18 protein-coding genes and 6 tRNA genes are annotated in these 22,015 nt (G+C 63.7%); 4 read left to right on the forward strand and 20 right to left on the reverse strand.

Annotation, left to right across the window (positions count from 1 at the left end; all coding sequences use genetic code 11):
* Positions 1-730 precede the first annotated feature (730 nt).
* Positions 731-1,156, reverse strand: a complete 426-nt coding sequence (locus tag HV765_RS25440; RefSeq protein WP_175171512.1) for a hypothetical protein — start codon at positions 1,154-1,156, stop codon at positions 731-733.
* Positions 1,157-1,421: 265 nt separating this feature from the next.
* Here HV765_RS25440 and HV765_RS25445 point away from each other — a divergent pair, with 265 nt between their 5' ends.
* Positions 1,422-1,925: a peroxiredoxin gene (locus HV765_RS25445; protein WP_054422572.1), complete on the forward strand. Its 504-nt coding sequence runs from the start codon at positions 1,422-1,424 to the stop codon at positions 1,923-1,925.
* 86 nt (positions 1,926-2,011) lie between these two features.
* A complete protein-coding gene (locus HV765_RS25450; RefSeq protein WP_254600727.1) occupies positions 2,012-3,601 on the forward strand; it encodes an MFS transporter in 1,590 nt (529 codons plus the stop codon).
* Positions 3,602-3,611: 10 nt separating this feature from the next.
* Here the strand turns inward: HV765_RS25450 and HV765_RS25455 are convergent, their stop codons facing one another.
* The 9 genes from HV765_RS25455 to HV765_RS25495 all read right to left on the reverse strand — a co-directional run bounded on the left by HV765_RS25455 (position 3,612) and on the right by HV765_RS25495 (position 8,541).
* The gene (locus tag HV765_RS25455; protein ID WP_175171513.1) at positions 3,612-4,577 is read right to left on the reverse strand and encodes an EamA family transporter; all 966 of its coding nucleotides are present in this window, start codon (positions 4,575-4,577) and stop codon (positions 3,612-3,614) included.
* Entirely contained in the window at positions 4,574-5,683 is a 1,110-nt protein-coding gene (gene bioB, locus HV765_RS25460; protein ID WP_254600728.1) for a biotin synthase BioB, read from the reverse strand. The genes HV765_RS25455 and bioB overlap by 4 nt, the downstream gene beginning before the upstream one ends.
* 254 nt (positions 5,684-5,937) lie before the next feature.
* A complete protein-coding gene (locus HV765_RS25465; RefSeq protein ID WP_420840162.1) occupies positions 5,938-7,431 on the reverse strand; it encodes a helix-turn-helix transcriptional regulator in 1,494 nt (497 codons plus the stop codon).
* Positions 7,432-7,751: 320 nt separating this feature from the next.
* Positions 7,752-7,828 (reverse strand) — tRNA-Asp (locus tag HV765_RS25470).
* An 81-nt stretch (positions 7,829-7,909) separates the two neighbouring features.
* Positions 7,910-7,985: transfer RNA gene (locus tag HV765_RS25475), tRNA-Glu, on the reverse strand.
* A 45-nt stretch (positions 7,986-8,030) separates the two neighbouring features.
* Positions 8,031-8,106 (reverse strand) — tRNA-Ala (locus HV765_RS25480).
* A 103-nt stretch (positions 8,107-8,209) separates the two neighbouring features.
* Positions 8,210-8,286 (reverse strand) — tRNA-Asp (locus HV765_RS25485).
* A gap of 69 nt (positions 8,287-8,355) precedes the next feature.
* Positions 8,356-8,431 (reverse strand) — tRNA-Glu (locus tag HV765_RS25490).
* A 34-nt stretch (positions 8,432-8,465) separates the two neighbouring features.
* A tRNA-Ala gene (locus HV765_RS25495) sits at positions 8,466-8,541 on the reverse strand.
* 361 nt (positions 8,542-8,902) lie between these two features.
* Here HV765_RS25495 and HV765_RS25500 point away from each other — a divergent pair.
* Positions 8,903-9,958: an aldo/keto reductase gene (locus HV765_RS25500; RefSeq protein WP_254600729.1), complete on the forward strand. Its 1,056-nt coding sequence runs from the start codon at positions 8,903-8,905 to the stop codon at positions 9,956-9,958.
* 71 nt (positions 9,959-10,029) lie between these two features.
* Here HV765_RS25500 and lnt read toward each other — a convergent pair whose 3' ends face one another.
* From lnt to miaB, 5 genes are all read right to left on the reverse strand, one after another.
* A complete protein-coding gene (gene lnt, locus HV765_RS25505; protein WP_175171404.1) occupies positions 10,030-11,658 on the reverse strand; it encodes an apolipoprotein N-acyltransferase in 1,629 nt (542 codons plus the stop codon).
* Positions 11,655-12,545: an HlyC/CorC family transporter gene (locus HV765_RS25510; RefSeq protein WP_054422568.1), complete on the reverse strand. Its 891-nt coding sequence runs from the start codon at positions 12,543-12,545 to the stop codon at positions 11,655-11,657. Before HV765_RS25510 ends, lnt begins: the two co-directional genes overlap by 4 nt.
* Positions 12,546-12,694: 149 nt before the next feature.
* Positions 12,695-13,171: an rRNA maturation RNase YbeY gene (ybeY, locus tag HV765_RS25515; protein ID WP_156336562.1), complete on the reverse strand. Its 477-nt coding sequence runs from the start codon at positions 13,169-13,171 to the stop codon at positions 12,695-12,697.
* Positions 13,161-14,186, reverse strand: coding sequence for a PhoH family protein (locus HV765_RS25520; protein ID WP_054422566.1), 1,026 nt, complete (start codon positions 14,184-14,186; stop codon positions 13,161-13,163). Before HV765_RS25520 ends, ybeY begins: the two co-directional genes overlap by 11 nt.
* On the reverse strand, positions 14,183-15,649 hold the full coding sequence (miaB, locus tag HV765_RS25525; RefSeq protein ID WP_054422565.1) for a tRNA (N6-isopentenyl adenosine(37)-C2)-methylthiotransferase MiaB: 1,467 nt from the start codon (positions 15,647-15,649) through the stop codon (positions 14,183-14,185). The genes HV765_RS25520 and miaB overlap by 4 nt, the downstream gene beginning before the upstream one ends.
* 171 nt (positions 15,650-15,820) lie before the next feature.
* On the opposite strand from miaB, the gene HV765_RS25530 reads away from it, so the two are divergent.
* The gene (locus HV765_RS25530; protein WP_175171405.1) at positions 15,821-16,588 is read left to right on the forward strand and encodes a phosphatase PAP2 family protein; all 768 of its coding nucleotides are present in this window, start codon (positions 15,821-15,823) and stop codon (positions 16,586-16,588) included.
* A gap of 172 nt (positions 16,589-16,760) precedes the next feature.
* Here the strand turns inward: HV765_RS25530 and HV765_RS25535 are convergent, their stop codons facing one another.
* From HV765_RS25535 to yajC, 5 genes are all read right to left on the reverse strand, one after another.
* Positions 16,761-17,480 (reverse strand): alanyl-tRNA editing protein, encoded by a 720-nt coding sequence (locus tag HV765_RS25535; RefSeq protein WP_054422564.1) that lies wholly within the window; start codon positions 17,478-17,480, stop codon positions 16,761-16,763.
* A gap of 38 nt (positions 17,481-17,518) precedes the next feature.
* The gene (locus HV765_RS25540; RefSeq protein WP_175171406.1) at positions 17,519-18,196 is read right to left on the reverse strand and encodes a VOC family protein; all 678 of its coding nucleotides are present in this window, start codon (positions 18,194-18,196) and stop codon (positions 17,519-17,521) included.
* 281 nt (positions 18,197-18,477) lie between these two features.
* A complete protein-coding gene (gene secF, locus HV765_RS25545; protein WP_054422562.1) occupies positions 18,478-19,413 on the reverse strand; it encodes a protein translocase subunit SecF in 936 nt (311 codons plus the stop codon).
* Between the two features lie 54 nt (positions 19,414-19,467).
* Positions 19,468-21,348 carry a protein translocase subunit SecD gene (secD, locus tag HV765_RS25550; protein WP_054422561.1) on the reverse strand — a complete coding sequence of 627 codons (1,881 nt, stop codon included), beginning with the start codon at positions 21,346-21,348 and terminating at the stop codon, positions 19,468-19,470.
* 113 nt (positions 21,349-21,461) lie between these two features.
* On the reverse strand, positions 21,462-21,806 hold the full coding sequence (yajC, locus tag HV765_RS25555; protein WP_006221220.1) for a preprotein translocase subunit YajC: 345 nt from the start codon (positions 21,804-21,806) through the stop codon (positions 21,462-21,464).
* Positions 21,807-22,015: the final 209 nt, after the last annotated feature.

A 22,015-nucleotide genomic window follows, 5' to 3' on the forward strand; every position in this document is an offset into this window, starting at 1 on the left:
TTTACGCTGAACGCTTCACTGACCCGTATCGCTGAGATAGCATCAACACGCCTGATCCTCCACGGGATCAGGCACTGAGTGCCTTAAACACAAAAAAACTGACACTCCCGTCGCGGCAAGCGATTCTTCCCACGAAGACAATCAACGTCGTCACGACGTAGCACATCACGATAGCCTCAAAAGGCCGCCCGGGCGGCCGGGTTGAGGCAAGCCCCGCAAGGCCACTTTCTGCAAGCGCACAGCGGCATCATCCCAACGTCAGACACCGCCAAGTCCCCGAGGCCGCCCGCGCGGCCGACAAGGGACGACCCCGCAAATTGCTTCAAACGGCCACCAGCGCCAAAAAGAACCGGCGCCCAGCAGCCACACGCGAAGCGAACTTCGTCACGACGCACCACAACGCGTAAGCCCCCCAAGGCCGCCCGCGCGGCCGGCCGGGGGCGGGCCCCGCAAGATCCTCCACCACTTCTCTTGGTGCAGCAGAACCCCAAGCACACCGTTCTCCCCCTGGGCCGCCAAGATTCAACCAGCAGAGCCCGACGGGCCGGTGCCTGGGGGTGGGCGGGGAGTCGATAAGCCCGAGGGAATCTGAAGGCAGCGGCCGCAGGCCGCAACGGATGACGAAGGGAGCGTCCGGAGCGAAGGCTCCGGACCGCAATCGTTGACCCGCCCACCCCCAGGCACCGGCCCGTCGGGCGCCTTAAGAACCAACAACCCCACGTCAAAAAAGCTACTGCGCCTTCTCCCCCGGCAACCCATCACTAACCTCTGCCAACACCCCCTTCATCTCCTCATATCCCATCACCCGCTCGTTCTGAAAGCTTCCCAGCACGCCCCGGCATCCATCCACGCCAGACCGCTTCATATCCTCCATCATCGTCTTCCCGTCTCCCAGGCCCTTCTGAAACAAGCCCTCGTATTCCTTAGACGAAAATCCATACTCCTCTGCGTACTGCATCAGGTTTTTCTTAGACGTCGCCTGATGCTGCGCCAAATCCGGTTCCGATGCGCCACAAGCACGGGCCGCGCCATTGGAGGCGCCTGCCGCGACCACGAAGGAATCGTATTGGGCCTGATCGGCCGCATCCGGGGCGGCCCAGGCCGGGGCCGTTGCGGTGGCCAGGACCCAAGCCAAGCCGGTCAAGATCTTTCGCATCATTGAATCTCCGCTCAATGCCCGCAGGGCTGGAAATAGCACTGAACACACAGGGGAACCCCAAGCGCCGCGGGCGTGGGTTACTACATCATTATGGCAAGCAGCCGTTTCCTCGCCATGTAGCCAGGGTATGGAGTCGTTTCAGACTGTGCGACTTTCTTTCCTTGCGCGGTCTCACGCAGCAAGTGAGCCATACAGGAACTATGATGGCGGATGTGAGGCGCTCCTGCCTCAATGCATCACCCCCTACATCCTGGAGATTTACATGACGATCAAAGTCGGCGACCGCGTGCCCGATGGCACCCTGACCGAATTCATCGAAACCGAAACCGCCGGCTGCTCGCTGGGCCCCAACGCGTTCCAGGTCGCTGACCTGACCCGCGGCAAGACTATCGCGCTGTTCGCCGTGCCGGGCGCTTTCACCCCGACCTGCTCCGCCAAGCATCTGCCTGGCTACGTGGAACAAGCCGACGCCTTGAAGGCCAAGGGCGTGGATGAAATCTGGTGCGTGTCCGTCAACGACGCCTTCGTCATGGGCGCCTGGGGCCGTGAACAGAAGACCGAAGGCAAGGTTCGCATGCTGGCCGACGGCTCGGCGCTGTGGACCAAGGAACTGGGTCTGGAACTGGACCTGATCGCGCGCGGCATGGGCGTGCGTTCGCAACGCTACTCGGCCCTGATCGTCGACGGCGTGGTCAAGCAACTGAACGTGGAAGCGGCTGGCAAGTTCGAAGTCAGCGACGCCGCCACGATGTTGTCGCAAGTCTGATCTAACGTAGTTCCTGTCTTACCGCTCAACGCGGCAGGTTGCCTTTGCAGCCTGCCGCGCTATTGCCAGCAGCGGTTGCCAACGCCATGCTCGCCACCATCTCCTCTTTCTCGTCGCTGTACTTCGCGACCTTGCTGATGCTTATCGGCACGGGTCTGTTCAACACCTATATGGGTCTTCGGCTGACGTCACAGTCCGTCAGCGAAGTGTGGATCGGCGCGTTGATCGCCGGCTACTACCTGGGCCTGGTGTGCGGGGCGCGGCTGGGGCACAAGCTCATCATCCGCGTGGGACATATCCGCGCGTTCGTTGCCTGTGCGGCCATCGCCACCAGCATGATCCTGGCCCAGACGCTGGTCGATTCCATGCCGCTGTGGCTGGTGTTCCGCGTGATTTCAGGCGTGGTGATGGTGACCGAATTCATGGTCATCGAGAGCTGGTTGAATGAGCAGACGGAAAACCATCAGCGCGGCCGGGTGTTCTCGGTGTACATGGTGGTGTCCGGGCTGGGCACGGTGCTGGGGCAACTGGCGCTGACCGCCTACGCCACGCTGGACCTGCGTCCCTTGACGCTCGTCGCGATGTGCCTGGTGCTGTGTCTGGTGCCTATTGCCGTCACCGCGCGTTCTCACCCGCCCACGCCGTTGCCTGCGCCGCTGGATATCCGCTTCTTCATGCGCCGCGTGCCGTTGTCGATGACGGTGTTGTTCGTGGCGGGCAATCTATCCGGCGCCTTCTATGGCCTGGCTGCCGTCTATGGCGCCAAGCATGGTTTGTCGACGTCGCAGGCGGCTATCTTTGTCGCGGCTGCCGTTACCGCCGGCCTGTTGTCGCAATGGCCGATGGGCTGGCTGTCTGACCGCATCAACCGCGCGGGCCTGATCCGTTTCAACGCCTTGCTGCTGGTGCTGCTGCCCACGGTCATGTGGGGCTGGCTGACCTTGCCGTATTGGGCGATGGTGGCGCTGTCGTGCGTGTTCGGCATCTTGCAATTCACCCTGTATCCACTGGGCGCGGCGTTCGCGAACGACCACGTTGAATCCGAGCGCCGCGTGAGCCTGTCCGCCGTGCTGCTCATGACCTACGGCGTGGGCGCGTGCATCGGCCCCATGGTGGCGGGTCTGCTGATGTCCTTGGCTGGCCCCAGCATGTACTACGTGTTCATCTCGGCTTGCGCGTTGATCCTGGTCTGGCAGGTGCGCCCGACCCGCGTGACCGGCGCGCATCAGGTCGACGAAGCGCCAACGCATTTCGTTCCGATGCCCGACACGCTGCAAAGCTCGCCCGCCTCGGCGGTGCTGGACCCGCGTGTTGATCCTGAGAACGATATTGCGATGGAAATGGTGCAACCCGACCCGTCGGCCGCGCCTGCCCCGCCTGTGACGGATGTCGCGGGCGATGCTGGGGCAGCCCATGCTGGGGCAGCCCATGCTGCGGCAGCCGATGCTGGGGCAGCAGAAGCTGGGGTAGCAGAAGCTGGGGTAGCAGAAGCTGGGGCAGCAGAAGCTGGGGCAGCCCATGCTGGGGCAGCCCATGCTGCGGCAGCCGGAGCTGGGGCAGTCCATGCTGGTGGGCTCCCCGAAGCAGGAACCGTCGACGCTAGGGCAATCGGCGCCAGGACAGAAGCGGCAGCCGAGGCTGACGCATCCGAACCCGAGCGCCGCACCGGCACTTGACCCTGCGCCCTTACCAGGGCGCCATCAGCACGATCGCGGTCAGCGCCAGCACGATGCCCAGCGCATTGACCCGCGTCAGCGGCTCGCGGAACGCTAGCGCGCCCACCAGCGTACCCAGCGTAATCACGCCCATGTTCATCGATGCGAACACCAGCGCAGGATGCTCCGGCAGCGACTGGTGCGCGCGGATGTAGGTCAGGATATTGCCAAAGTTGGCGAGCCCCAGCGCCACGCCGGCCAGCAGATGGCGGCGCTCCCATCGCACCCGGCGGGCCAGCAGATAGGCCAGCATCAGCAGCCCCGCCAGCACAAACGCCAACAACAAACCGCCCGAGAACGCCGTACCCGCGCGCGCCACCTGTTTGAACAGGATGTCGATGACGCCATAGCCGGCCCACACCACCAGCGGCCAGACCCACAGACTTCGGCCGTCCGGTGCCGCTGGGCCAGTAGACGAGCCGCCGGATGCCGGGTGGCCAGATGCCGGGCTGCCAGATTCCGGGCTGCCGGATGCCGGATGGCCGGGCATCGGGTTACGGTGTCCCGAGCGACCGGACCCCGCGCGTCGCAACAAGCACGCCAATGCCGTGAACGCCAGCAGAATCGCCGCCAGCTTGCGGCCGCTGACGGGTTCGCCGAACAGCACGAAGGCCGCCAGTAAGGGGATGAACAGCGAGAGCCGCTGTGCCGCATCGCTGCGCACGATGCCCGCATGCCGCACCGCCGCCGCCATCGCCAGAAACACGCTGGGCAACAGCACCCCCAGCGCCGCCAGCACGGCCCACGGTGTGTGCGGCGTCATCAACGTGGCCGTGTCCGGGCGCAGCACGGCCCAGCAGAGCAGGGCGGCCACCGCGTAGTTGACGGCGATGGCCTGCCGCACGTCGATGTCGTAGCGGCGCGCCAGCTTCAGCAGCACCGCAACGGTGACGCTGCACCCCACGCTGGCCAGCAGATACAGCACGCCCGGGGTCAGCGACACGTCGCGCCTGCGCGTGGTTGCGTGTGGGGTTGCGTGTGCTGTTGCGGATGCTGCTGCGGATGCTGCTGCGGGTGTTGTTGCGCGTTCGGTTGCGCAGGCTGCTGGGCATGATGCTGCGTTGCATCGACCCGCATGCCCAGGCGTTCCAGCAGACGCTGGTCGGCTTCCATCTGCGGGTTGGCGGTGGTGAGCAGCGCGTCGCCGTAGAACATGGAATTGGCGCCGGCCATGAAGCACAAGGCCTGCAAGGCGTCGTCCATGGTCTCGCGGCCTGCCGACAAGCGCACGGCGGCGCGCGGCATCGTGATGCGCGCCACCGCAATGGTGCGTACGAATTCGAACGGGTCCAGCGCATCCACATTCGCCAGCGGCGTGCCTTCCACCTGGACCAGGTTGTTGATCGGCACCGACTCGGGGTACGGCTCCATGCTGGCCAGCTGTGCGATCAACCCGGCGCGTTCGCGGCGCGATTCGCCCATGCCGACGATGCCGCCGCAGCACACGTTGATGCCGGCGTCGCGCACGCGGTCCAGCGTGTCCAGGCGGTCTTGGTACGTGCGGGTGGAGATGATCTTGCCGTAGAACTCGGGCGACGTGTCCAGGTTGTGGTTGTAGTAGTCCAGGCCGGCTTCCTTCAACTGTTCGGCCTGGCCGTCGCGCAGCATGCCCAGCGTGACGCAGGTCTCCAGGCCCAGCGCCTTCACGGCGGTCACCATCTCGGCCACGGCTTGCAGGTGATGCGGCTTGGGGCTGCGCCACGCGGCGCCCATGCAGAAGCGCTGCGCGCCACCGGCTTGCGCCGCGCGGGCGGCCGCGACAACCTCGTCCAGCGGCATCAGTTTGTCGGCATCCAGCCCGGTGTCGTAATGCGAAGACTGCGGGCAATACGCGCAGTCTTCGGGACAGCCGCCGGTCTTGATCGACAGCAGGCTCGACAACTGAATGGCGTTCGGGTCGAAATGCGCGCGGTGCGTCTGCTGGGCGCGATGCACCAGGTCCATGAACGGCAGCTCGTAAAGCGCCATGATGTCCGCAGTGCTCCAGGCGGGGGCGGGCGTGTGCTTGGACGTTGTCGGGACGGGGATATAGGCGGTCTGCATGAACGGGCTCCTGTCGGTCTTACGGGGATCGCGCCGCTTGTCCGGAACGGGCAAGCACGGGATCGGCGGATCGTAAGAACCTGCGCAGGGTTTGCGCAATGTAGGCCGCAGGCGTGAAAATGCCGGCGGGTTGCCGGCATTTTTGGATCAAATAGGCGATTTAAGCAGGCGGCGTTGTCTAACGCGATGGCATCTTCGCCGACGCGAACACCCCGGATATTTTGATTCAAATTGTAAATAACCAAGCGCCAAGGTCAGTCTTTGGCGGGTTTGTCCTTCGCGCGCCCCGCTTCGTGCCCCGTGATGCCCCGGTCGCGCGCCCACACAATGGCCGCGCTGCGCCGATGCACGCCGATCTTGCTGTAGATGGTGGCTACGTGGTTGCGCACCGTATTGCGCGACAAATTCAGGCTCTTGGCGATGCCATCATCGTCGTGGCCCTGGCACAGCAGGCCGAGCACCTCGCGTTCACGTGCCGTCAGTTGCGACAGCTCGGCGACGTCGCGAGAGGCGGGCGCGGGTTCGCGCAGTTGGGCCAGCTTTTCGATGATGCCGCGGCTGAACCACGACGTGTCCTGCATCACCGCTTCAATCGCAGTCAGCAGTTCGGTTTCAGAGCGTTTGCGTTCGGTGATGTCCTGCATCACGATCAGCAGGCGGCGCTGTCCGCCGATCATGACGGGCTCGGCAGACACCAGGCAGTTCAGCGTGTCGCCTTCCTGCGTGCGTAGCGTGGCCTCGCGGTTGCGCGCGCTGTCCCCGCGCTTCAGGCTCGTGGCCATGCCTTCGTAGGGCTGCAAGCCCACGTCGGTCAGCACTTCGCCCACGCTTGCTTCCGGCGAAGCGCCGGTCGCCGCCGCAAACGCGTCATTGATGTCCAGCACGCGCAGCGTGTCGCCTTCGCACACCGCCATTGGCACGGGCGCAAGCAGGAACGCTTTCGAGAAGCGCTCTTCACTTTCGCGCAACGCCAGCTCGGTGCGCTTGCGCGCTTCCAGGTCGATGAAGGTGAACAGCATGCAGGGCTCGTCCTGCATGTCGATGGGTTGGCCCGCCACCATCACGAACTTGGCGCCGCCATCGGCCAGCTTCACCACGCCTTCGCGTTGGGGAATGGTCTCGCCTTCGTTCAATTTGGCGACGGCCTCTTCTTTGTCTTCGCCGCCGTCCAGCACATCCAGTTCATAAGCCGACTTGCCTAGCACGGCGTCGCGCGTGTAGCCCGTCATTTCCAGAAAGCCCTGGTTCACTTTGACGTAGCGCAGGTCTGACAAGCGGCAGATAAGCGCGGGCGCGGGGTTTGCGCCGAAGGTGCGTTCAAAGCGCTGCTCGGCGTTTATTTGCTCGGTCTGGTCATGCAGGATCAGCACGCGGTAGTCGGCGCCGCTGTCTCCTTCCAGATTCAAGCCGCGTGCACGGACGTTGCGCAGGAAGTCTTCGTCGTCCTTGCGGCCAAGGTCCAGCAGCAAGTCATCGAACGCTTCGCCAGCGGCCAGGCGGTCCAGCGGATACTGGCGCGCAGGCACGCGGTGATGGTTGCGATAGGTCAGTGTGTAGTGCTTGCGATAGCCGGCGGGCGTGTCGCCCAGTGCTTCCAATGATTCTGCGCCGTGCAACTCAAGTGCGCTGTCATTGGCCCAGGCAATGGAGCCGTCGGGTTCAAGCACGATGATGCCTTCATTCAAGCCTGCAATGATGCTTTGCAGGTGCTGGCGATGCGCGTGGGGGGCGGCGGCGTTTGCGGTCACGTAGTCCTCTTCGGGTTCGCATGGCATGAGCACACAGAATGCAGGCGCATGGCGATGCTGTCCAGAGGGCAAAACGAACGAGTCTTAGCGGCGGGGGGGAGGGTAGAGAGAGGCGCGGCGCTCGCGCATCGAATCGCATGCGTGGCATGCACGAAAAAAGTGCAGGCGCTGAAAAAGAGAGGCGCATGAAAAAAAGCAGGCGCTGAAAAAATGCAGGCGCTGAAAAAATGCAGGCGCTGAAAAGCAAAAAGCTCCGGAATCCGGAGCTCTAGGCGGGTACTGCGATTTGCATGCTGCGATGCTGACAAGCACAAAGTGCTTGGCGGAGCGGACGGGGCTCGAACCCGCGACCCCCGGCGTGACAGGCCGGTATTCTAACCAACTGAACTACCGCTCCGCAGCGGCTTAACTGAACTTCATTACTACACTGCGGTGTCAAGGCAGCTTGATATTACTAGGTACTGCATGCCAGAAAAGCTGGCGTCCCCTAGGGGATTCGAACCCCTGTACTCACCGTGAAAGGGTGATGTCCTAGGCCTCTAGACGAAGGGGACCTGAACTAACAGAACTGCAAACAACTTTACTACTGTACTGCTTACTGGTGGAGGTAAGCGGGATCGAACCGCTGACCTCTTGCATGCCATGCAAGCGCTCTCCCAGCTGAGCTATACCCCCCAGGGCACTTGATGTCTCACACTACAGACAACAAGGTCTCACACTCTATAAAAGCAAAAAGCCCCGAAGACGGAGCTCTTGAAAGACTCAGAGCGAGAGCTTTTGGCGGAGCGGACGGGGCTCGAACCCGCGACCCCCGGCGTGACAGGCCGGTATTCTAACCAACTGAACTACCGCTCCGCAGCGGCTTACTCAACTACTTTGTCACTTCAACTGCACTTATCTACTGCTTTACTGCTGCCAGTAAACTGGCGTCCCCTAGGGGATTCGAACCCCTGTACTCACCGTGAAAGGGTGATGTCCTAGGCCTCTAGACGAAGGGGACTTGGACTTGCTGTACCGCATTCTTCGCTGTTGACTGGTGGAGGTAAGCGGGATCGAACCGCTGACCTCTTGCATGCCATGCAAGCGCTCTCCCAGCTGAGCTATACCCCCGTTTCTCTAATCAATTCCTGCTACGTTTTACGAGTTGAACACACGTTTTATGGTGCGTTTTTCGTAGTTCGTTGCCGGTTTTGTTTAGTGCCGTTGGCGAAGAAACGAGATTATGCACGAACAAAATCGGGTGTGCAAGTCGATGTGGCGCAAAAAGCATAAAACTTCAAAAAAAATAGGGGCAGGACGCCTTTTTTTGCGCATTTCTTGAGCGATTTTTCGGCTGCGAGTGCCGGGCGATTGGTGCAGAATCCAGAAAAATCAAAGGCTTGTGACAGTGATATCGTGAAGGGAAATTTTTTTGTTCATCATGCGGCTTTCAAGCAAAAAAAAAGCGCCGCGCCAACCTGAGACATCCGGCATGCGCACAAACACTTCTTTACCCACTCGGCCGCTGGGCCGCAGTGGCATGGACATTACGCGTATCGGACTGGGCGCGTGGGCAATCGGCGGCAATGGATGGGCAGTCGGCTGGGGGCAGCAGGACGACGCGGACTCGATTGCCGCGATACGTCTGGCGGTAGATCGCGGCATCAACTGGGTCGATACCGCGGCGGTGTACGGGCTGGGGCATTCCGAAGAGATCGTGCGCCGCGCGCTGGCGCAGATGGCGCCCGCCGAACGGCCTTATGTCTTCACGAAATGCGGGTTGACGTGGTCCACGGAAAATCCGCAAGCGATGCCTCGCCGCACAGGGGCCCCCGCCAGCATTCGCCGAGAAGTCGAAGACTCGCTGCGCCGGTTGGGCATAGAGCGCATCGACCTCTACCAAATGCACTGGCCGGCGGGCGACGACACGCCCATCGAAACCTATTGGCAGACCTTGCTCGACTTGAAGCAGGAAGGCAAGGTCGCGGCGGTGGGTTTGTCGAACCACAACCTGGCGCAGTTGCAGGACGCGTGTGGGTTGGGGCAGGTGGATTCGTTGCAGCCGCCGTTTTCGGCCATTCAACGCGGCGCGGGCGCCGATTTGATTCCGTGGTGCGCGGAGCACGATGTGGGCGTCATCGTCTACAGCCCGATGCAGTCCGGTCTGTTGACCGGCGGCTTCTCGGCGGCGCGAGCGCGGGCGCTGCCAGCGGATGACTGGCGTTCACGCAACGCGGAATTTACGTCCCCGAATCTGGAGCGCAATCTGGCCTTGGCCGACGCGCTCAAACCCATTGCTGAACAGCATGGCACCACGGTGGCGGCGGTGGCGGCCGCCTGGACGCTGGCGTGGCCGGGGGTCACGGGCGCCATCGTGGGCGCGCGTAGCGCCGCGCAGGTCAATGGCCTGTTGGGGGCGGCGGAATTGGAGTTGGATAGTGACGATCTGGACATCATCGCCGAAGCGATTGAGCTGACGGGCGCGGGTTCGGGGCCGCTGCGTCCGCCGCAAGACAGCGGCAAACTGCCCGCCAACCTGTTCGCCTGATACGAAGACAGGGGCGGCCCCTGTTCGCTTGATAGGAGATCAGGGGCGGCTCCTGTTCGCTTGATACGAGATCAGGGCCGGCGGGATTTCCGGCCAGTACCGATGGCGGCGATCAGCGCCAAGCCCACCAGCGCCAACGCCAGCTTGTCGCCAAAGCGCGCATAGGGCGTCAACCCGGTCATGCCTTGCACCGACACCGGCAGCACGCCCGCTTGCAGCGGCGCGAGCTGAGCCGCAACGTGGCCCTTGGCGTCGATGGCGGCGGTGATGCCGGTATTGGTGGCGGTCAGCATGGGGCGAGCGGTTTCCATCGTGCGCAGGCGGCCAATTTGCAAGTGCTGGCGCAAGGCCCAGGAATCCCCGAACCACCCCAGGTTGCTGACGTTGACCAGGATGGTCGCGCCCGGTTCGCCCTTGTCGCCGGGTTGCAAGGCGGGCAGTAGATCGGGGCCGAACAGGTCTTCGTAGCAGATGTTGAACGCGATGTGCTGGCCACCCACCGCGAACGGCGTCTGGCGTTCGCCGCCGCGATCAAAGTCGCCCAGCGGAATGTTCAGCATGTCGACGAACCAGTGAAAGCCCGGCGGCACATATTCGCCCCACGGCACCAGATGGCGTTTGTCGTAGCGCATGGCCGTGCTGCCGCCCACCAGTTGCTCGACCGGCGTGTTGCCGTCGAATCCGATCACGCTGTTGGTGTAGCGTTCGCGGCCGTTGATGCGGTCGTGCAGCGGCACGCCCATGGCAATCGTCATGTTGCCGCGCGCCGCCACGCCGCGCCAGGCGTCCCAGATGCGCGGATCAAGCTGGTCCTGAAATACGGGCAGCACGGTTTCCGGCAGGATCACGAGTTGCGGCGCCGGCACGCCAGCGGCGGGCGGCAAGGCCGTCATTTCCAGATGGCGCACCAGGCTTTGTTCCAGCAGCGCCGGGTCGAATTTTTGGGATTGCTCGATGTTGCCCTGGATCAGCCGCACATTCAGCGGGTCGCCGGTGGGCGATGACCAGTCCACGCGCGACAGCGGCCAGCCCGCGGCAGCCAACGCCACCGCGATACCCGCCGCCATGGCCTGGCGCGAATCCATCGCTTTCTTGCGCGACGGTTGCCACAGGCTGGCGATGGCGGCCGCAACGAACGCCGCCACAAACGCCATGCCGTGTACGCCCAGCACTGGCGCCCAGCCCGCGATGGGGCTGTCCACATGGGCGTAGCCGATGTTCAGCCACGGAAAGCCCGTGAGCAGCACCGCGCGCAGCCATTCGAAACCCGCCCACATGGCGGCCCACGTCAACGTGGAGGCCAGGATGGCGGACGGTTTTGAATCGGGCGCAAGCGGCGCAAAGCGGCGCGTGAGCGCACTGGCCGTGGCGGGAAACAACGCCAGGAAGGCAGACAAGGCCAGCACGCCGGCCACAGCCAGCGGCGCGGCAAGGTCGCCGTAGCGATGCATGCTGATGAACAGCCAATACAGGCCCACCGCGTACGTGGTGAAGCCAAACAGCCAGCCCCGCATCCAGGCCTGCTTGGCCGACGGTGCGGTCAAGGTGACCCGCGCGGCGATGGCCAGCGCCAGGATTTGCGTGATGGCCAACACCCAGTCCGGCAAGGGGCCGGGCGCAAAAGTCAGGGCGTGCACGGCGCCCGCCAGCATCAGGCCGGCGGCGCCGCGCAGGAGTCGGCTGCGCGGGGTACGGCTCATGCGTCGTCGTTGGGGCGGGGGGTTTGGGTGGGGTTGTTGCGCTTGACGCGCAGCCAGATGGCGCGGCGCGCGTCACCGCGAGCCACTTCCATGCGCAGGCCGTCGAATTCGGCGATGTCGCCGCGGCGAGGAATGCGGCCCAACTGGCCGCCCATCCAACCGCCGACGCTGTCGTATTCGTCATCCGGCAGTTGGCAGCCGAACACCTCGTTGAAGTGCGAGATGTCGGTGGCCGCCAAGACGCGCCACTGGTTCTCGCCTTCGGGGAAGATCTCGTCTTCCTCGGTTTCGTCGAACTCGTCTTCGATGTCGCCGACGATCTGTTCCAGCACGTCTTCCATCGTGACCAGGCCCGAAATGCCGCCATGCTCATCGATGACGATGGCCTGGTGGTTACGGCTGGCGCGGAATTCGTGCAGCAGCACGTTCAGGCGCTTGGATTCGGGGATGAACACGGCGGGGCGGACCAGCGTGCGCACTTCAATGCCGGGTTCCAGCATGCAGCGCAGCAGATCCTTGGCCAGCAGGATGCCGATGATGTTGTCGCGATCGCCTTCGTAGACCGGGAACCGCGAGTGCGCGGTTTCGATCACCGAGGCCACCAGATACGGGATGGGCTGCGTGACGTCCAGCAGATCCATGCGCGAGCGCGGGACCATGATGTCGCCAACAGTGCCTTCGGACACGGCCAGCGCGCCCTTGATCATCTTGTAGGACTCCGCGTCCAGCAGGTGGCGGTCGTGGGCGGCTTCCAGAATGGCCTTGATGCCTTCGCGGTCCTCGGGCTCTCGGCGCACAAGGGAAAGCAGGCGGTCTAGAAGGGATTTGGTGGCGGGTTTGGCTGAGCGAGCAGAGGTCGCTTCGGGAGCAGGGTAAGGGTCAGACATCGTCCGGGAGGACAAGTTATGGAGGGGCCAGCATAACCGAAACTGGCTTCCCGTTTGTAACTGCGCCCCTGAAAATGGGTCCAAACGACGGCATCTGCGCCTTGCTGGCCGCCATTTTCCGCAATTTCTAGGGGTAGACCCGAACGCCGTTATTCCGTAATCAGGTACGGGTCCGTGATGCCCATCTGCGCCAGCGTGGCGGTTTCCAGGGCCTCCATGCGCTTGGCGTCGCGGGCTTTGATGTGGTCATAGCCCAGCGAATGCAGCACGCCGTGGATGGTCAGGTGGGCAGCGTGGTCCAGCAGGGCTTTGCGCTGTTCGCGGGCCTCGCGCACCAGCACGGGCACGCACATCACGATGTCGCCGCGCGCGACCCCCAGCGGGTCGACGCCGTACTCGAACGTCAGCACATTGGTTGCGTAGTCACGCTCGCGGAAATCGCGGTTCAGGCGGCGGCCCTCGGCCGTGCCGACCAGCCGCAGGCTGAGTTCGGCGGCCGAAAAATCGACCAGACCGTCTTCGGCCGCGGCGGCCAGTGCGCGCTGCGCCCACCGGCGCAGGCGCCAGCGGGGCAGGCGGGCTTCTTCAACCCCGTACTGGACGGACAGGGACAGCTCAGGCGTCATTTTCAGAGGCGCGGTCATAGGCGTCGACGATGCGGGCGACCAGCGGGTGGCGCACAACATCGCGGCTGGTGAAACGGGTGGTGGCGATGCCCTGCACGTCTTCAAGCACCTTGACCGCATGGGCCAGGCCGCTGTCCTGGCCGCGCGGCAGGTCCACCTGCGACGGGTCGCCGGTGATGACGGCCTTGCTGCCAAAGCCGATCCGCGTCAGGAACATCTTCATCTGTTCCGGCGTGGTGTTCTGCGCTTCGTCCAGGATGACAAAGGCATGGTTCAGCGTGCGGCCGCGCATGTAGGCCAGCGGGGCGATTTCGATGGTCTGCTTTTCGAACAGGCGCTGCACCTTCTCGAACCCCATCAAGTCGTACAGCGCGTCATACAGGGGGCGCAGATACGGGTCCACCTTCTGGGCCAGATCGCCGGGCAGAAAGCCCAGGCGCTCGCCGGCTTCAACCGCCGGGCGCGTCAGCACCAGGCGCTGCACGGTGTCGCGTTCCATCGCGTCGATGGCGCACGCCACGGCCAGCCAGGTCTTGCCGGTGCCGGCCGGGCCGACGCCAAACGTGATGTCGTGCTTCAGGATGTTGTTCAGGTAGTCGCGCTGGCGCGGCGTGCGCGGACGCAAGTCGCTGCGCTTGGTGCGTAGCGCGATGCTGTCGCTTTCGTCGTCCAGGGCCGGCAGCGGATCGGCTTCGCGAGCCTGTTCCGCCTCGGGCTTGTCTTCCTGCCGCCCCACGCCAATTTCCACCAGACCCAGCTGGATATCATCCACCGACAAGGCGCGGTGTACGGCCTGTTCGTGGAATCGGCGCAGTACGCGGCCGGCCAGCTCGGCCCGTTCGCCTTCAATGGTGACGCGGCTGCCACGGCGCGAGAGCGTGACGCCCATGCCGTCGGCAAGCTGCCGCAAATTTTCGTCCAGCGGGCCGCACAGATTGGCCAGGTGGGTGTTGTCGCCATCCAGACTGACGACGGCGGGCATGCTGCGACGGGCGCGGGAGCGGGGAGTGGTCATTCAGCCTCTTGGGAAACGCGGTCCACATCGGCCACCCGGGCGCGCAACGAATTCGTGTGCGCTTCGGTGATGATGACGTCGACCATTTGTCCGATAAGCCGCGCGGGCGCGGCGAAATTCACGATGCGGTTGTTCTCGGTGCGTCCCATCAGTTCGTTGGGATCGCGGCGCGAGGGGCCTTCCACCAGCAGACGCTGGCGCGTGCCGACCATGTTGCGGGCGATGGTGGCCGCCTGCTCGTTGATCAGGGCTTGCAGCCGCTGCAGACGGCGCAGCTTCACGTCTTGCGGCGTGTCGTCCGTCAGGTCGGCGGCGGGCGTGCCCGGGCGGCGGGAATAGACGAACGAGAACGACGTGTCGAAACCGACATCCTCGATCAGCTTCATCGTCTTTTCGAAGTCTTCTTCCGTTTCGCCCGGAAAGCCCACGATGAAGTCGGAAGACAGGGTCAGGTCCGGGCGGGCCGCGCGCAGGCGGCGCACGACCGACTTGAATTCCAGCGTGGTGTAGCCGCGCTTCATGCCGGCCAGCACGCGGTCGCTGCCGGCCTGCACGGGCAGGTGCAGGAACGACACCAGCTTGGGCAGGCGGGCGTAGGCGTCCACCATGCGCTGCGTCATTTCCTTGGGGTGCGACGTTGTGTAGCGGATGCGCTCGATGCCGGGAATTTCGTGCACGTATTCCAGCAGCATGGCGAAGTCGGCGATTTCGTCCGTGCCTTCCATCTTGCCGCGATAGGCGTTCACGTTCTGGCCCAGCAGCGTCACTTCCTTCACGCCCTGGTCGGCCAGGTCAGCCACTTCAACGAGCACGTCTTCAAACGGGCGCGAGACTTCTTCGCCGCGCGTGTACGGCACGACGCAGAAGCTGCAGTACTTGCTACAGCCTTCCATGATCGACACAAATGCGGTCGCGCCATCGACGCGCGGGGGCGGCATGTTGTCGAATTTTTCGATTTCCGGGAAGCTGATGTCCACTTGCGACCGGCCTTCGGCGCGGCGGCGCGCGATCAGGTCGGGCAGGCGGTGCAGCGTCTGCGGGCCAAACACCACGTCCACGTAAGGCGCGCGCTTGACGATGGCCTCGCCTTCCTGGCTGGCCACACAGCCGCCCACGCCGATCACGAGGTTCGGGTTGGTCTTTTTCAGGTGCTGCACGCGGCCCAGGTCCGAGAACACTTTTTCTTGCGCCTTTTCGCGCACCGAACAGGTGTTGAACAGGATGACGTCGGCCTCTTCCGGGTTGTCGGTCAGTTCCAGGCCCTGGTCGTCGCGCAGCACGTCAGCCATCTTGTCCGAGTCGTACTCGTTCATTTGGCAGCCGAAGGTGCGGATGTACAGCTTGCGGGGGGAACCGGCTTCGGTAGCGGCCAGGACGTCGGCCAGGGCGTCGGAATTGGGGGCTGCGGCGGTGTCGCCATCGCGCGCGGGCGCGTTTTCACGCTTGAGGGAGGTTGCTTGCATGATGTTCGCCGTGACGGGTGTAGATCCCGGGGGCTGAAAGGGGTGGAAAGGCGGGATTTTAACCCTTGCGTGAAAATTGTTTCTTGGTCTGGCGCGCGGGCGCCGTTACGATAGCGAGCCGGCCGAATTTCAGCCCGCAGTAACATTTCTTATTCTCTTTGAGCGGTACCGATGAACTCCAACCCTCTCACGCCTCCGGTCACCGCTCCTGCCGCCTCCGCCGCGCCTGGCCTGCCTGTGCAGGACGAGGTTCGCAACCCGTTTTCGCTGGCCGTCTGGCTGTTGTTGGGCGCCGGCCTGGCGCTGCTGGCGGGCGCGTGTGCGCGCTGGGTGGATTTGCCGCTGGCCATCTGGATCAAGCAGTCGGTGTCCGACGGCGTGAACGAGTCGTTCGAATGGGTCGGGCAGATGGGTGAAAGCGGCCCGTACATTGGCGTGGCGCTGGCGTTCTACGTGATCGGCCTGGTGGGCCTGGCGCGCGGCTGGCGCAACCCCTTGCGCATGAGCTATGCCAGCATGGCGCGCGGCAGCTTGCTGATGCTGTCCACCATGGCGGTGGGCGGGCTGATTGTGCTGGTGCTCAAGCGTTCGGTGGCGCGCGCCCGTCCTGAATTGTTTTTCGAGAAAGGCATCTACGGCCTGGGCGAGTCCTTTTCGCGCGTGCAGCAGTTCAATTCCTTTCCGTCCAGCCACACCTATGCGGCGTTTGCCGTGGCGGTGGTGCTGAGCATCCTGGCCCCGCGCTGGCGCGTGGCGTTTCTGCTGCTGGCCACGCTGGTGGCGATGAGCCGCCTGGTTAACCTGGACCACTACCTGTCGGATGTGATGACGGCGGCCGGTATCGCCGTGCTGGTCGGCCATGTGCTGGCGCCGCGCGTGTTGTGCAGCAAGTATCAATGGCCGTTGCGCGCGCCCTGGCGTTGGTGGAAAAAAGCGTGAAGGGGCTTGCTGGAGAAAAACAGCCGCGATGTGAATCGCGGCTTTTTTTATCGCAACGTTCGGGGGCTTCACGGTAAAGCGTCACGGCGGAGCTTCACGGTAAAGCGTTACGGCGGAGCTTCACGGTAAAGCGTTACGGCGGAGCTTCTCGGTAAAGCTCTACGGCGGAGCTTCAGGCGAAATTGACGACCACGCGGCGGTTCGTGCGGCTTTTCTTTTCGATCTTGGCAATCGCCACCGGGCCAATTTCACGGGTATTGCGCACATGGGTGCCGCCACAGGGCTGGCGGTCTACCCCCGGGATTTCAATGATGCGGATCTTGGCGGTGCCTGCCGGCGGGGCGGCGCCCACGGTGCGCACCAGGTCAGGCTGCGCGGCCAGTTCCTCAGGCGTGATGCCGTTCACGGTGACGTCGATGTCGCGGCTGATCAGTGCGTTCAGACGTTCGGTCAGTTCCACTTTTTCCAGCGTGGATTCGGGCAGGTCGAAATCGATGCGGGCGGAGTCGGCCGAGATGCTGCATCCCGTCACGGGTGCGGGCACCAGCGACCCCAGCAGGTGCAGGCAGGTATGCAGGCGCATCAGGCGATGGCGGCGCGCCCAGTCGATGGCGACGGTGACGCGGTCGCCCACTTGCGGGGGCGTGTCGCCGTCCGCCAGCGTCAGCACGTGCAGGATGCGCTGGCGGTCGTCGGCGTAGACGGTGTCTGCCAGCGTCAGGACGCGTCCGTCGGCCAGGGTCAGCGTGCCGCTGTCGCCAGCTTGGCCTCCGCTGCGGGCATAGCAGATGGTCTCGTCCAGCTCGACGCCTTCGGGGTTGACGGCGATGACGGTGGCTTGGCACTGGTCCAGATAGGGCTCGTCGTCAAAGCGTTTGCGGGTGGCGGTCATGCGAAGTCTCCGGTTGGTTTTTTTTGGGGGGCCACGATCTACGCCAGGGTCTTCTGCCCGTGTGGCGTGTCGATCAGCGCGGTCAGGCGCGGCGGGCCGTCAGTTTGTTCCAGGTCGATCAGGGTATCGGCGCCCATCCAGGTCAGCCCTTGGCGCAGCAGGCCCGCCTGCGGGTGGTGACCGGTCAGCCGCAGCAGTTTCAGGGGCTGGCGGGGCAAGCTGACGCCGGGGTAAGTGTCCACATCCCATTGAATCAGCGTGGGCAGCAGGCCATCGCCGACCGTGTGGCCCGCTTCGCGCCAGACGGGCAGGCTGCCGTCGTCTGGCACCGTCAAGCGCCAGCGCAGGTCGCCACGCATCATGGGGATGACGGGCGCTATGCGGTCGGGGTGCTCGGCCTGCATGTGGGTCAGATCCAGCGGCGCTTCCACCCGCGCGGCCCAATGCGCCAGGAAAGGCCCCTGTTCCAGCCGCGCGCGCATCGCGCCCTGATCCAGCCCGAACCAGCGTGGCCGCTCGGGGGCGGGCGCATCGGGATCAATGGCGATGACCTCCAGATACACGCCGTCCGCCATGCCCAGCACGCGGTTGTGGGTCCCCATGCGCGGGTGCGCGCCACCGCCTTGGGGCGCAATACCCAACAGGTCAGCGACATATTCCGTACCGCTGGCAAGATCCGCCGCGGCAATGACGAGATGATCAATGGTGAGTTTCATGGTGGCCTATGGTAGCGAATGCTGGCGGATTCGTACCCGTACACCCGCAGGCATGCCATCGGTACAGTGCGAATCAGGCCGTGACGATGATGCCCGCCGCGTCCGATTGCCGATATATTTCAATACGCCTTGCGGCGAGAACGGCAAAGGTATACGAATCGGCCCCGTGCGGCTATTCGTAGAGACCGAGGTGTGCAGGGCCAGGAATCAAAGCAAGCAGAAAACAAAAAACCCGTCGCACAAGCGACGGGTTTTTGTTTGAAGCCCAGGTTAGGTGGGGATCAGGCGACTTCGCCTTCCTCGCCTTCCTTCTTGACCGGCTTGATCAGGTCTTCGCGTTTCACGCCCATCCACATGGCCAGCGCGGCGGCGACGAACACCGACGAGTAGATGCCGAACCAGATGCCGATGGTGAGGGCCATGGCGAAGTAGTGCAGGGTGGGGCCGCCGAAGAACAGCATGGCCAGCACCATCATCTGCGTCGAACCGTGGGTGATGATGGTCCGCGAAATGGTTTGCGTGATGGCGCTGTTGATGACTTCCTGCACGTCCGCCTTGCGGTACTTGCGGAAGTTCTCGCGGATACGATCCATGATGACCACGGATTCGTTCACGGAGTAGCCCAGCACCGCCAGCACGCCCGCCAGCACCGACAGCGAGAATTCCCACTGGAAGAAGGCGAAGAAGCCCAGGATGATCACCACGTCGTGCAGGTTGGCGATCACGCCGGCGACGGCGAACTTCCATTCAAAGCGGAAGCCCAGGTACACCATGATGCCGATGACCACGACCAGCAGCGCCATCAAGCCGTTGTGCAACAGCTCCTGGCCGACTTGCGGGCCCACGAATTCCACGCGGCGCAGTTCGACGCCGGAGTCGGCCGTCTTCAGCGCGGCCATGACGGTTTCGCTTTGGGTCGCCGACGTTTGGCCTTCCTGCAGCGGCAGGCGGATCATGACGTCGTGCGAGGTGCCGAAGTTCTGCACCTGGAAGTCGGTGTAGCCCAGCTTGGACACCACGCCCCGCACGTTTTCCAACTGCGCCGTCTGGGCGTAGTTGACTTCCATGACCGTGCCGCCGGTGAACTCGATCGACAGGTGGAAGCCGCGCGTGAGGATGAAGAAGACCGCCAGGACGAACGTGACGAGACTGATGATGTTCAGCACCAACGCGTGGCGCATGAACGGGATGGTGCGGTGAATACGGAAAAATTCCATTTTTCGCCTTCGGTTCTTTTCTGTGGAGGGCGGCTTGCGCCGCCCGCCTTATTGTCAGTTAGCCTTCGGTTTCCAGACTTCGCCGATGGAAATCGTGGTGAGCTTCTTCTTGCGGCCGTAGTACAGATTGGCCAGCGCGCGCACACCCACCACCGACGAGAACATCGAGGTCAGGATGCCCAGGCAGTGCACCACCGCGAAGCCGCGGATCGGACCCGAACCGAAGGCCAAGAGCGCCAGACCGACGATGAGCGTCGTGAGGTTGGAGTCAAGAATGGTGCCCCAGGCGCGTTCGAAACCTTGGTGAATGGCCTGCTGCGGAGAAGCCCCCGCGCGCAATTCTTCCCGTATCCGCTCGTTGATCAGCACGTTCGAGTCAATGGCCATACCGAGCGTCAGCGCGATAGCGGCAATGCCGGGCAGCGTGAGCGTGGCTTGCAGCATGGACAACAGCGCCAGCAGCAACAGCACGTTCAGCGTCAGGCCGACGGTGGAGAACACGCCGAACAAGTGGTAGTACAGGATGATGAAGGCAGCGATGGCCAGGAAACCGTACAGCGTCGAATGGAAGCCCTTCGAGATGTTGTCGGCGCCCAGGCTCGGGCCGATGGTGCGTTCTTCGATGATGGACATCGGTGCGGCCAGCGCGCCGGCGCGCAGCAGCAGCGCGGTGTCGGCAGCTTCTTCGGAGCTCATGCTGCCCGAGATCTGCACTTGGCCGCCCGCGATTTCGCTGCGGATGACCGGCGCCGTGACCACTTCACCCTTGCCGTTTTCAAACAGCAGGATGGCCATGCGCTTGCCGATGTTGTCGCGGGTGACGTCGCGGAAGATGCGGGCGCCCTTGGAATCCAGCGTCAGGTGGACGGCGGCTTGCTGGGTTTGCGAATCGCGGCCGGGCTGGGCGTCTTGCAGGTTTTCACCCGTCAGGACGACCTGGCGGCGAACCAGAATCGGACGGCCGTCGCGGTCGTTGTAGCGTTCCAGGCCGAACGGCACGGTGCCGCCCATCAGCGCGGCTTGCGCGGTGGGGGTGTCGTCAACCATGCGGATTTCCAGCGTGGCGGTGCGGCCCAGCAATTCCTTGGCCTTGGCCACGTCTTGCACGCCGGGCAGTTGCACCACGATGCGGTCCGAACCTTGTTGCTGGATGACCGGTTCGGCCACGCCCAGTTCGTTGATCCGGTTGTGCAGGGTGTTGATGTTCTGCTTGAGCGCCGAGTCTTGCACGCGCTGGACGGCGGCCGGGTTCAGGGCGCCCATCAGCAGCGGCTTGCCGCCTTCTTCGCGCTCGGTGAATTCCAGGTCGGGCAGGCGGGTGCGCAGCGTCGAGATGGCGCGGTCGCGGTCGTCGTTGTTGGCGAACGTGGCGGCCACACCCATGCCGGAGCGTTCGACGCTGGCGACGTTGACCTTCTGGTCACGCAGCACCGAGCGCACGTCGGCCGACAGCGAGTCGTAGCGGGCGGTGAGCGCGCCCTGCATGTCGACTTGCAGCAGGAAGTGCACGCCACCGCGCAAGTCCAGGCCCAGGTACATGGGCTTGGGGGCGAACCAGCCCATCGCGCGCATCCAGGCGGGCGAGGCGGGCAGCAGGTTCAGCGCCACGGTGTAATGCGGGTCGCCTGCGACGGTATTCAGGGATTTGTCGATGAGATCGCGCGCCTGCAATTGCAGGTCGGTCGAGGAGAAGCGGGCGCGCACGGTGCCGAGCGTGCCGTTCTGTTCGTAGAACACCCCTTCGTTGGGGATTTTGGCGTCCGTCAGGATCTGATCGACCCGGCTCAGCATGGCCGCGTCGACCTTGATGGTGGCTTTGGCGCTGGACACCTGGACGGCAGGGGATTCGCCGTAGAAATTGGGAAGCGTGTACAGCAGGCCAATGATGACCGCGATCAGGACCGTAATGTACTTCCAGAGGGGATAGCGGTTCATTGCCGGCTACTTCATGTCAGGGTGATAAAAGGGCCGCCCGGGCGATGAACGCGGCGGGCGGCGGTGGGTCCCATCAAACGTAATTAAGAGCCCGATGGGGCTCTATTAGACGCTTAAAGGGCCTTGATGGTTCCTTTAGGAAGCACGGTCGAAACCGACGACTTCTGCATGATCACTTCGACGGGCTTGTCGGCCAGCTCGGAGACTTCAACGGTCACGTAGCTGTCGTTGACCTTGGTGACCTTGCCGAGCATGCCGCCGGCGGTGACCACTTCGTCACCCTTGGCCAGGGCGGCGATCAGGTTACGGTGCTCTTTCTGACGCTTCATCTGGGGACGGATCATCAGGAAATAGAGGATCACGAACATCAGGACGATGGGCAACATGCCCATCAACGCATTACCTTCAGGGGCGGCGGCTTGAGCCACGACGAGGCTTGCGGTATCGATAACGGACATTGAATTCTCCTGCGTTTAAGTCTGTTTGGGTTGTTTGTTGCTACGGCTGGCGATGCCCGGGTTCTCTGTGTAACCGTGGGTCAGCGTCAAACCTCTTAGCTGTCTTGTTATGCGCCCATCCCCGCGCGAGCCATGGATAGGGCAAGCCGACTATTGTATCTATCTTATTGCCAGCCTTTCACTAGGGAGGGAACCGAATCTATGGGGGC

The organism is Achromobacter kerstersii, assembly GCF_902859595.1.
GTDB classification, from domain to species: Bacteria; Pseudomonadota; Gammaproteobacteria; order Burkholderiales; family Burkholderiaceae_B; genus Achromobacter; species Achromobacter kerstersii.